The following is a 10,975-nucleotide window of genomic DNA, read 5'->3' as shown; positions in this document are numbered from 1 at the left end:
CAAGCGCGCTCCTACGATTCTGCGCCTGCGTATGCGCAGGCGAGGTGCTGGGCATTCCCGGGTCGACCGCATCGCGCGCGAAGCGCGCGCCGACCAATGCCGTGTCAGGACAGGCCGGCCCGGTCGACTTCGCGCAGGCGGCCCTGGTGCAGCTCGAGCACGCGGTCGAGCCTGGCGGCGAGCCGCCGGTCGTGGGTCACCAGCACCAGGCTCGTGCGCTGGGCGCGGTTGAGCTCGAGCATCAGTTCGAACACGGTCGCAGCGGTGCGCTCGTCGAGGTTGCCGGTCGGCTCGTCGCCGAGCACGCAGGCCGGACGGTTCACCAGTGCACGCGCGACCGCGGCGCGCTGGCGCTCGCCGCCCGACAGTTCGCCGGGCTTGTGGCCCAAGCGGTGGCCCAGCCCGACCGACTCCAGCAGCCCGCGCGCGCGCGGGTCGCGTCGGTATCGCTGGCGCCGTTGAGCACCGCCGGCAGCATCACGTTCTCGAGCGCGGTGAACTCGGGCAGCAGGTGGTGGAACTGGTAGACGAAGCCCAGCGCCCGGTTGCGCAGCGTGCCGCGCGCGGCGTTCGACAGCGCGCTCATGCGCTGGCCGGCGACGTAGACCTCGCCGCTGGTCGGCACGTCGAGCCCGCCGAGCAGGTGCAGCAGCGTGCTCTTGCCGGCGCCCGAGGCGCCGATGATCGCGACGGTCTCGCCCTCGGCCACGCGCAGGTCCAGGCCCTCGAACACCGGCGTGCGCAGCTTGCCCTCGGCGTAGGTCTTGCCCAGCCCCTCGGCACGCAACACCTCGCCGGCCGCGTCCGCGGGCGACGGCGCCGAACCCCGATGCCCCGATGCCGAATCCCGCTCACTCATAGCGCAGCGCCTCCGCCGGTGCGGTGCGCGCAGCGCGCCAGGCCGGGTAGATCGTGGCCAGGAACGCCATCGTCAGTGCGACGCCGGCGATCATCGCCACGTCGCTGACCTGCAGGTCGATCGGCAGTCCGGTCACGTAGTAGACGTCCTCGGGCATCAGCACCACGCCGAACAGCCGTTCGAGCGCGCGCAGGATGTGTTCCAGGTTGAAGGTCAGCAGCAGGCCGCCGGTGATGCCGAGCACCGTGCCGATGACGCCGATCATCGTGCCCTGCACCATGAACACCTGCATGACGCCGCCGGGCGTGAGCCCGAGCGTACGCAGGATCGCGATGTCGGCCTGCTTGTCGGTGACCAGGCTGACCTGCGAGGCGACGAGGTTGAACGAGCCCATCACGATGATCAGCGACAGCAGAATGCCGATCATCGTCTTCTCGAGCTTGAGCGCGCGGAACATGTTCGCGTTCTCGCTGCTCCAGTCGCTGACCCGGTAGACGCCGCCCAGGCGGTGCACCAGATCGCGCGTGACCTGCTGCGCGAGGTCCATGTCGTGCAGCTTCAGCCGCACGCCGGTCACGCCGTCGCCGATGCGCAGCAGCCGCTGCGCGTCCTGCAGGTTCACCACCGCCAGCCGGCGGTCGAAGTCCTGGTAGCCGGCCTCGAACAGGCCGCTGACGGTGAAGCGCTTGAGCTGCGGCACCGCGCCCATCGGCGTGACCTGGAAATCGGTGGTCACGATGACGCTGTCGCCGACCCCGACGCCCAGCCACAGCGCGAGTTCGCGGCCGAGCACGATGTTGAAGCTGCCCGGCTGCAGGTCCGACAGCTGGCCGACGACCATCGAGGTGGCCAGGTCGGACACCTCGCCCTCGTCCTCGGGCGAGATCGCGCGCACTGCCGCCGGTTCGTTGCGGCGCCCGCGCAGCAGCGCCTGGGTGTCGACGTAGGGCGCAGCGCCCGCCACGCGCGCATCCTCGCGGGCGACCTCGACCGCGCGCGCCCAGTTGTGCAGCGTGTCGCCGTCGGCACTGATCGTCGCGTGCGCGACCATGCCGAGCATGCGGTCGCGGATTTCCTTCTGGAAGCCGCTCATCACCGCGAGCGTGGTGATGAGGACGGTCACGCCGATGGCGATGCCGAGGATCGAAGCGAGGGAGATGAAGGAGATGAAGCCGTTGCGCCGTTTCGCCCGCAGGTAACGCAGTCCGATGGCGGCGGGTATGGGTCTGAGCATGGGCGTCCGTCGATGGATGCGGGACGTCCGCGATGTCGCCATCGCCATACCCGTCCCGCCGGGCAGCGGCTATGGTGCCATCGATTCCGCCCGGCGTGGCTGTGCCGGTGACGCTGCGGCCAGACGCAGTTCACGGCGCTGCGGCGCGCGCAGCGTATCGGGCCACCACAGCAGCGAATGCGTGCGCCGGCCCTCGCGCCAGGCCAGGCGCACGATCGGGCCGCGCCATTGCAGGCACGGCGCTTCGAGCGGCCGACCGTCGAGCAGGATGCGTCCCGGGGCCTGCACGACCACCTGGCGCGGCGGGCACCGCGACTCGCGCACGAGCGCGCGGACGCCGGCAGCCAGTACGCACGCGATGCCCAGCCAGCACGCCGGTCGAGGCAATTCCGCGAGCAGCAGCGACAGGCAGGCCGCCGCCGTGAGCAGCGCCAGCGCCGCCCGCAGCAGACAGGACGGCCGCCAGTGCAGGCGGGCCTGGAACTCAGGGATCGGGCGGGAGGGCCCGGATCGATTGGACGAGGGCGTCGAGTTGCGCATCCGCGGAACGCTCATGGCCGAGGAACCACTTCCACAGCCTATCGTCCTCGCATTCCAGCAACCGTCGGAAAACCGCCCGCTCGGCCTCGGAAGACGCCGCCCAGCAACGGTCGAGCCAGCGTTCGAACAGCCGGTCGAGCTCGCGCATGCCGCGGCGGCTGCGCCAGCGCAGGCGTCGCAGTTCGGTGGTGTCGTCCTGAGCGGTCATCGGCGCGCTGCTTGGCAGGCCCGGGCCGATCGGTCGGGGGCGGCTCCGGAACGGCCGGCTTGCATACCCATGTACGGGAACTCGCGAGCTTGGCGCTCCCATTTCATGAGGAAATTCCCATGCCATCCATGGCGGGGCATCGCCGGCGCCGGAGCGGCCGGTCCGCACTTCCGTGTGCGGGCGTTCGCGAGCGCAACCGACGCTGAGGCGTCGGTTTGGCGCGCTCGCTCACCCATGCCGCACGAGCATCAGGCGCTTGATCTCGCCGATCGCCTTGGCCGGATTCAGCCCCTTCGGACAGGTCCGCGCGCAATTCATGATCGTGTGGCAGCGGTAGAGCTTGAACGGGTCTTCCAGGTCGTCCAGGCGCGCGCCGGTGTCCTCGTCGCGGCTGTCGATGATCCAGCGGTAGGCCTGCAGCAGGATCGCCGGGCCCAGGTAGCGTTCGCCGTTCCACCAGTAGCTCGGGCAGCTGGTCGAGCAGCACGCGCACAGGATGCACTCGTAGAGGCCATCGAGCTTGTCGCGGTCCTCCGGCGACTGCAGCCGCTCGCGATCCGGCGGCGCCGCGCTCTGCGTGCGGATCCACGGCTGGATCGAGGCGTACTGCGCGTAGAAGTGCGTGAGATCGGGCACCAGGTCCTTGACCACGCTCATGTGCGGCAGCGGGTAGATCGGCACCTCGCTCTTCTTGCAGTCGTCGATCGCGCGCGTGCACGCCAGCGTGTTCGTGCCGTCGATGTTCATCGCGCACGAGCCGCAGATGCCCTCGCGGCAGGACCGGCGGAACGTCAGCGTCGGATCGATCTCGTTCTTGATCTTGATCAGCGCGTCCAGGACCATCGGCCCGCACTTGTCGAGATCGATCTCGTAGGTGTCGGTACTCGGCGTTTCGCCGGAATCGGGATTCCAGCGGTAGATCTTGAACGTGCGCGTGCGCTTGGCACCCGGCGCGACCGGGAAGTGCCGGCCCTTCTTGATCTTGGAGTTCTTCGGGAGCGTGAATTCGGCCATGTGGGGTCTCCCGGCTCAGTAGACGCGTGCTTTGGGGGGCACGACCTCGACTTCGTCGTCGAGCGTGTACATGTGCACCGGACGGTAGTCGATCTTCGTGTTGCCGGCGTCGTCCGCCCAGCACAGCGTGTGCTTGTGCCAGTTCTCGTCGTCGCGGTCGGGATAGTCTTCGTGGGCGTGCGCGCCGCGCGATTCCTTGCGGTTCTCGGCCGAGACGATCGTCACCAGCGCCTGGCCCAGCAGGTTCTCCAGCTCGAGCGTCTCGATCAGGTCGGAATTCCAGACCATCGAGCGGTCGCTGACCTTGACGTCGGCGAACGAGGCATGGATCTCGCGGATCTTGTCCACGCCCTGCTTGAGCGTCTCGCTGGTGCGGAACACCGCCGCGTCGTTCTGCATCGTGCGCTGCATGCGGTCGCGGATCACCGCGGTCGCGGTGTCGCCGTTGGCATTGCGCAGCTTGTCCAGGCGGGCCAGCGACTTGTCGCAGGCGTCGGCCGGCAGCGGCTTGTGGCGCGCGTCGGGCTTGATCGTCTCGGCGCAGCGGTTGGCCACCGCGCGGCCGAACACCACCAGGTCGAGCAGCGAATTGGAGCCCAGGCGGTTGGCGCCGTGCACCGACACGCAGGCCGCCTCGCCGATCGCGTACAGGCCCGGCACCACGGCATCTGGGTTGCCGTCCTTCAACTGCACGACTTCGCCGTGGTAGTTGGTCGGGATGCCGCCCATGTTGTAGTGGACGGTCGGGATCACCGGGATCGGCTGCTTCTCGACGTCGACGCCGGCGAAGATCCGCGCGCTCTCCGCGATGCCGGGCAGCTTCTTGTGGATGTCGGCCGGGTCGAGGTGGGTCAGGTCGAGGTGGATGTGGTCCTGGTGCTCGCCGACGCCGCGCCCCTCGCGGATCTCCATCGTCATCGAACGGCTGACCACGTCGCGCGAGGCCAGGTCCTTGGCGTTGGGCGCGTAGCGCTCCATGAAGCGCTCGCCGCTGGCGTTGCGCAGGATGCCGCCCTCGCCTCGGACGCCCTCGGTGATCAGGCAGCCCGCGCCGTAGATGCCGGTCGGGTGGAACTGCACGAACTCCATGTCCTGCAGGCCGAGGCCTGCGCGCAGCGCCATGCCGCCGCCGTCGCCGGTGCAGGTGTGCGCCGAGGTCGCCGAGAAATAGGCGCGGCCGTAGCCGCCGGTCGCCAGCACCACGCCCTGGGCGCGGAACAGGTGCAGCGTGCCCTCGGCCATGTCGAGCGCAAGCACGCCGCGGCAGGCGCCCTCCTCGTCCATGATCAGGTCGAGCGCGAAGTACTCCACGAAGAAGCGCGCGTCGTGCTTGAGCGACTGCTGGTAGAGCGTGTGCAAGATCGCGTGGCCGGTGCGGTCGGCGGCCGCGCACGTGCGCTGGGCGATGCCCTGGCCGTAGTGCGTGGTCATGCCGCCGAACGGGCGCTGGTAGATCTTGCCTTCCTTGGTGCGCGAGAACGGCACGCCCTGGTGCTCGAGCTCGATGATCGCCGGGATCGCCTCGCGGCACATGTACTGGATGGCGTCCTGGTCGCCCAGCCAGTCCGAGCCCTTGATCGTGTCGTAGAAGTGGAAGCGCCAGTCGTCCTCGCCCATGTTGCCGAGCGCGGCCGAGATGCCGCCCTGCGCGGCGACGGTGTGCGAACGGGTCGGGAAGACCTTGGTCAGGCACGCGGTCTGCAGGCCCTTGTGGGCCAGGCCGAAGGTCGCGCGCAGGCCGGCGCCGCCGGCGCCGACGACGATCATGTCGTACTTGTGTTCGGTAATCGGGTAAGCGGTCATCGCGGACTCAGGCAGTGAAGGCGATGCGGGCGATCGCGTACAGCGAGGCGATGGCGCCGAGCCCGCAGAGGAAGGTCACGAGCAGCTGGAGGGCCAGCTCGATGGACCGCTTGTGCACGTAGTCCTCGATGACCACCTGCAGGCCGAGCTTGGCGTGCCAGAACAGCGTGACCAGGAAGATCGAGAACAGGATCGCGTTCCACGGCCGCGCGACGATCGCGCGCGCCGTCTCCAGCTCCGCGCCGACCAGCGACAGCAGCGTCAGCACGAACCAGACGACCAGCGGCACCAGGATGATCGCGGTGACCCGCTGCTTCCAGAAGTGCGCCGTGCCCGACTTGCCCGAGCCCAGGCCCTGGGCGCGCTTGACCGGCGTGCGCAGCGGCACCGCGCGCGAGGTCTCGCCACCGCCGCCGCTCATGCCGCACCCCGCAGGCCGACGAACCAGATGAGGCCGGTGATCAGGAAGCCGACCACGAACACCGCGTAGCCCGAGGCGTACGCCTTCGGAATCTCGAAGCCCCAGCCCGCATCCCACAGCAGGTGCCGGATGCCGTTGAGCAGGTGGTAGATCAACGCCAGCGTGAAGCCGAACAGGAAGATCAGGCCCATCGGCGAGGCCCACTGCCGGGAGGCGAATTCGTAGGCTTCGCCGCCTGCGGCGATGGACATCAGCCACCACACCAGGGAAATGCCGCCGACCGCCAGCGAGACGCCGGTGATGCGGTGGAGGATGGACATGGTCGAGGTCATCTGGGGTCGATAGACCTGCAGATGCGGCGACAGAGGACGGTTGGGATGTGCCATTGCTGGCTGGTCTCCTCGCTGGCGGCGTCGCGCCGCGTGGCTGGTGGTACACAGGGCCGCTCGCGCCGATGCGATGCGGCGGCGATCAGAAATCGATGCAGCGGCCGTTCTTTTCCCAGTCGCCGTAGCGGGTGGGATCGAGGCCGTCGCGGCCCCCGATCTCGACCGCGGGCTCCGGCTCGGGTGCCGGAACGGGCGTGACCGCCGGTTCCGGCCGCGGCGTTGCCGCGTCGTCGCCTATGATGTCCGGGGTGATCATTCGTTCAATTTTAGTTCCCACACCCATGGTAGACAAGCCGCATTCCACTCCCGACGCAGATTTCGCCCTTTCCGGCCTGCACGTCCTGCGCCTTTCGGGACGCGACGCGCTCGCGTTCGCGCAGGCCCAGTTCATGAACGACGTCGCCGTCCTCGCCGACGGCCACTGGCAATGGAGCGGCTGGCTGACGCCCAAGGGCCGCACGATCGCGCTGTTCGCGCTGCTGCGACGCGATGCACAGACGCTGGACCTCGTCCTGCTCGATGCCGAGCCCGACGCGTTCGCGGCCGCGCTGAAACGATTCGTATTCCGCAGCAAGGTCGCGATCTCGATCGAGGATGCCGTGGTCACGGGTCGCTTCGCCGCGCCGTCGGCGGCGAGCGGCGCCCGCGCGGCGTTCGACGGCGAGGCGGCCGAACTCGACCTCGGCGTGCCGACGCAGCCGCGCACGCTGCGCCTGGCGCCGCGCCGACCGGACGCACCCGATGCCGCGCCGACCGCTGCGACGGCGGTCGAGGCCGAAGCACGCTGGCGCGCGATCGACCTCGCCCATGGCCTGCCGCGGCTGCCGGCCGGCGAGGCCGAGCGCTGGACGCCGCAGCAGCTCGGGCTCGACCGGCTGCGCGCCTACAGCGTCAGGAAGGGCTGCTACCCCGGCCAGGAGATCGTCGCGCGCACGCACTTCCTGGGCCAGAGCAAGCGCGGCCTGGTCGCACTGCACGGCGCATCGACCGCGCAACCCGGCCAGGACGTGGTCGCCGACGGGCAGCCGGCCGGCCGGATCGTCGCCGTCTCGACGGACGTCCAGCTCGCGGTACTGCCGCTGGATACGGGCACCGTGACGATGACGGTCGACGAGCACCCGGCGACCGCGGTGCCACTGCTCGACGGCCTGGCGCGCTGAACGAGCTCCCTGTCTTTTCCAGCTTTTATGCGCTCAACGGCGCAACGCACGGAGGGCCCCGCCTTCTTCCAGCGGGCGAATCTGCGTCCATCAGAAGCCAGAATCCAAAGGTCTCCAGCAGCGGGCTGACGGCCGGTGGCCGCGTCAAGCGCGCCATGGGTGAGTCCGCTCTGCTTGCGCGGCATGCCGCGCAACCATGCGAACGCCACGCGTGCTTCGCGTGGCCGGACCGCGAGCGGTCCTGACCGAGGGAAGAGCGGCTTCCGGCCGGCTGGCCGCTGCCTATCCGAAGTGGGATTGCTATCCCACACTTCGGAGACTCCTCCCCCTTTTCATGCCATGCGCGGCTGCTATGCTCCGCCGCGACAGGACGCGCAGGCGTCCGGGGGATGTCAAAGCAGTCGCCGGACCGGCTGCGGTCCGGCGACAGGGGAACTGGAAAGCTCAAAGGGAATGTCATGAAGCGCAACATGCTGTCCGCGGCCTTCGCCGCGTCCGTCGTCTCGTTCACGCTCGCGGCCTGCTCGTCCACGCCGCCGGCGCAGGACCCTGTACCGCAGTCTCCACCCCCGCCGTCGAGCTCGTTCGTCGAGAAGCTCGATGCCGACGGGCTGTTCGCCTTCGGCAAGGCGAGCATCCGCGACCTCAGCCCCGACGGGCGCACTGCGCTCGACGCGATCGCCGCCCGGCTCTCGGGCAGCGCCCACCGGGTGGAGATCGTCCACGTCATCGGCCACAGCGACCGCATCGGCAACGCCAAGGGCAACATGCGGCTGTCCAACCAGCGCGCCGAGGCCGTGCGCGGCTATCTGGTCGAGCATGGCGTGCCGGCGGACCGGATCACCGCGGTCGGCCGGGGCGACGTGGAGCCGGTCGTCGAATGCCGCACCGAGCGCGGCCAGGCGCTGATCGACTGCCTCGCGCCGAACCGTCGCGTCGAGGTCCGGGTCCGCTTCGCGGACTGAGCCCGCGCCGCACCGCGGACGACGGGACCGGCGTCGCGCGCCGGTCCCGTTTCCGCCTTCAGGCCATCGCCGACGCCGCGGCGACGATGTCGGCCTCCGATGGGATCACCAGGAACGCCGCGCCGGCCAGCGGCGTGAACGTATCGGCACCGACCACCCGGCGCAGCGGCCGGTCGCCGAAGCCGGCCTCGGTGATCGCGGTCACGATGCCCTCGCCCACGCCCGCGCTGCGCCGCCCCTCGTCGACGACCAGCACCCGGTCGCATTCGGCCACGTGCCGCGCGATCGCGCCCTCGTTGAGCGGCAGCAGCCAGCGCAGGTCGACCACGCGTACGCGCCAGCCCCGCTCCGACTCGATCGTGCGCGCCGCGCGCAGGCTCATCGGCACGCCGTTGCCGAACGTCAGCACCAGCAGATCGGTCGCTTCGGGCGCGTACACCCGCTCCTCGCCGAAGGCCATCGCCTGGTCCGGCGGCGGGTACGCCGTCAGCCAGCCGCCGTCGCCGGGCGCGTAGAGGTCCTTGGTCATGTACAGCGCGATCGGCTCGAGGAACGCGCAGACCCGGCCGTCGACCTTCGCCAGCGCGGCAAGCGTGCGCAGCATCGTCGCCGCGTCGTCGCCGCGCGACGGGCAGCCGACGACGAGGCCGGGGATGTCGCGCAGCGCGGTGACCGAGTTGTCGTTGTGGAAATGGCCGCCGAAGCCGCGCTGGTAGCCCAGCGAGGCGATGCGCACGACCATCGGGTTGCGGTACTGGCCGTTGCTGAAGAACTGCAGGCTCGCCGCCTCGCCTCGGATCTGGTCGCCGGCGTTGTGGAAGTAGGCCAGGTACTGGATCTCGGGCAGCGGCAGCAGCCCCATGTTGGCGTAGCCCTGCGCCAGCCCGAGCACGATCGTTTCGTCGAGCAGCGTGTTGAACACCCGGCGTGGGCCGAACGCCTTCTGCAGCCCCTTGGTGACCGTGTAGACGCCGCCCTTCTGCGCCACGTCCTCACCGAACAGCAGGGCCTCGGGATACTTGGCGAACAGGTCATGCAGGGCCTGGTTGATCTGGATCGCCAGGTGCCGCGGCGGCTGCGCCTCGGGCAGCTTCGACGCGCCGCCGAAGATCTCCGCGCGCTGCGCGGCATGCTCGAAGCGCGAAGCCTCGGCCTGGACCTGCGCCGGGGAATACGGCGCCAGCGGCTGCATGACCTCGGCCAGCGTCTCCAGTCGCGGCCGGCGGTCGGCGTCGTGCGCGGCGGCGAAGCAGCGCGCGCGCGTGTCCTCGTACAGCGCCAGCAGCGCATCGACGCTCATCACGCCGGATTCGAGCGCGATCGCCGCAGAGCGCAGCAGCGGGTCGGTCGCCTCGACCGCGCACAGTTCCTCGAGCGGGCGCCATTCGATCTCGAAGTCGGTGCCGGCGTGGCCCATGATCCGGGTCGTGCGCAGGTGCAGGAACGTCGGCCGGCGCGTGCGCCGGCAATGCGCGACCGCGCGCTCGACCTCGCCGTAGCCCGATGCCAGGTCGAGGCCGTCGGCGGCGAAGTAGTCGAGGTCCGGCCGCCGGGCGAAGTTGCGCGCGATCCAGCCGTCGGGCGTCCTGACCGAGATGCCGATGCCGTTGTCCTCGCAGACGAACAGCACCGGTGCCGGGAGCTTCTGGTAGGCGGTCCAGGCGGCGGCGTTGAACGCGGTCTGCGCGGTCGCGTGGTTGCTCGACGCATCGCCGAACGAGCACACGACGATGCTGTCGTCGGGCACCGGGAGCGCATGGCCGATGCGCCGCGCCTGCTCGATCGCCACCGCGGTGCCGAAGGCCTTGGGCAGGTGCGAGGCGATCGTCGAGGTCTGCGGCAGCACCCACAGCGGCTTGCTGCCCCAGACCTTGTGGCGGCCGCCGCTGGCCGGGTCCTCGCGGCTGGCCGCGAACGACAGCGCCGAGTCCATCACCGGATCCATGCCCGGCAGCTTGCGGAACCGTTCGGCCATGAAGCCGCCGCTGCGGTAGTGCAGGAACGCGGGATCGGTGTGCCGGGTCAGGCGCGCGACCATCGCGTTGCCCTCGTGGCCGCTGGAGCCGATCGTGTAGAAGACCTTGTTCTGTACGCGCAGCACGCGCGCCATCAGGTCCAGGTGCCGGCTGATCAGCTGCGACTCGAGCAGTTCGACGAAGCCGCGCGCGTCCAGCGCGCTGCCGGGCAGCACTGGCGCGTTGTCGGCCGGACGCGTCCGCACAGGACCGCGCCAGTCGCGGACGAACTGCTGGAAATTCGCGTCGCAGATCTCGGCGCGGTTGAGGCCCTTCATGCGGGCGGGGATCGGCGTGGGAACGGTCGCGAACATGGGGGACCTTCGTGGGGCGAGCCGGGCCCGCCGTCTGGTTGACGTCGAGGACG

Annotated in this window: 11 protein-coding genes and 1 pseudogene; 2 read left to right on the top strand and 10 right to left on the bottom strand. The window is 70.1% G+C overall.

Features of this window, described 5'->3' with window-relative positions; genetic code table 11:
- Positions 1-104 precede the first annotated feature (104 nt).
- The 9 genes and pseudogenes from lolD to WQ56_RS17945 form a co-directional block, all read right to left on the bottom strand.
- Positions 105-859 (bottom strand): annotated as a pseudogene (lolD, locus tag WQ56_RS04260) (lipoprotein-releasing ABC transporter ATP-binding protein LolD).
- Entirely contained in the window at positions 852-2,093 is a 1,242-nt protein-coding gene (locus tag WQ56_RS04255; protein WP_047135820.1) for a lipoprotein-releasing ABC transporter permease subunit, read from the bottom strand. Before WQ56_RS04255 ends, lolD begins: the two are co-directional and overlap by 8 nt.
- 69 nt (positions 2,094-2,162) lie before the next feature.
- Positions 2,163-2,633, bottom strand: a complete 471-nt coding sequence (locus WQ56_RS18500) for a hypothetical protein (RefSeq protein ID WP_156170310.1) — start codon at positions 2,631-2,633, stop codon at positions 2,163-2,165.
- Positions 2,578-2,841, bottom strand: coding sequence for a succinate dehydrogenase assembly factor 2 (locus WQ56_RS04245; protein ID WP_047135819.1), 264 nt, complete (start codon positions 2,839-2,841; stop codon positions 2,578-2,580). Before WQ56_RS04245 ends, WQ56_RS18500 begins: the two co-directional genes overlap by 56 nt.
- 228 nt (positions 2,842-3,069) lie before the next feature.
- Positions 3,070-3,855 carry a succinate dehydrogenase iron-sulfur subunit gene (locus WQ56_RS04240; protein ID WP_047135818.1) on the bottom strand — a complete coding sequence of 262 codons (786 nt, stop codon included), beginning with the start codon at positions 3,853-3,855 and terminating at the stop codon, positions 3,070-3,072.
- A gap of 15 nt (positions 3,856-3,870) precedes the next feature.
- Entirely contained in the window at positions 3,871-5,658 is a 1,788-nt protein-coding gene (gene sdhA / locus WQ56_RS04235; RefSeq protein ID WP_047135817.1) for a succinate dehydrogenase flavoprotein subunit, read from the bottom strand.
- A gap of 7 nt (positions 5,659-5,665) precedes the next feature.
- Positions 5,666-6,079 carry a succinate dehydrogenase, hydrophobic membrane anchor protein gene (gene sdhD, locus WQ56_RS04230; protein ID WP_047135816.1) on the bottom strand — a complete coding sequence of 138 codons (414 nt, stop codon included), beginning with the start codon at positions 6,077-6,079 and terminating at the stop codon, positions 5,666-5,668.
- On the bottom strand, positions 6,076-6,465 hold the full coding sequence (sdhC, locus tag WQ56_RS04225) for a succinate dehydrogenase, cytochrome b556 subunit (protein ID WP_047135815.1): 390 nt from the start codon (positions 6,463-6,465) through the stop codon (positions 6,076-6,078). Before sdhC ends, sdhD begins: the two co-directional genes overlap by 4 nt.
- Positions 6,466-6,550: 85 nt before the next feature.
- The gene (locus WQ56_RS17945; protein ID WP_082132192.1) at positions 6,551-6,724 is read right to left on the bottom strand and encodes a DUF1674 domain-containing protein; all 174 of its coding nucleotides are present in this window, start codon (positions 6,722-6,724) and stop codon (positions 6,551-6,553) included.
- 25 nt (positions 6,725-6,749) lie between these two features.
- On the opposite strand from WQ56_RS17945, the gene WQ56_RS04220 reads away from it, so the two are divergent.
- Complete coding sequence (locus WQ56_RS04220; RefSeq protein WP_047135814.1) at positions 6,750-7,628, top strand: folate-binding protein YgfZ; 879 nt, start codon at positions 6,750-6,752, stop codon at positions 7,626-7,628.
- Positions 7,629-8,086: 458 nt separating this feature from the next.
- On the top strand, positions 8,087-8,593 hold the full coding sequence (locus WQ56_RS04215) for an OmpA family protein (RefSeq protein WP_052772831.1): 507 nt from the start codon (positions 8,087-8,089) through the stop codon (positions 8,591-8,593).
- Positions 8,594-8,651: 58 nt separating this feature from the next.
- Here the strand turns inward: WQ56_RS04215 and WQ56_RS04210 are convergent, their stop codons facing one another.
- Positions 8,652-10,922, bottom strand: a complete 2,271-nt coding sequence (locus WQ56_RS04210; protein ID WP_047135813.1) for a thiamine pyrophosphate-dependent enzyme — start codon at positions 10,920-10,922, stop codon at positions 8,652-8,654.
- Between the last annotated feature and the right edge of the window lie 53 nt (positions 10,923-10,975).

The sequence above is a fragment of the Luteimonas sp. FCS-9 genome (assembly GCF_001014645.1).
Lineage (GTDB): Bacteria > Pseudomonadota > Gammaproteobacteria > Xanthomonadales > Xanthomonadaceae > Luteimonas.
Note: the sequence above shows the minus strand (reverse complement) of the source record. Positions and strands in the feature narration are given on the sequence as shown.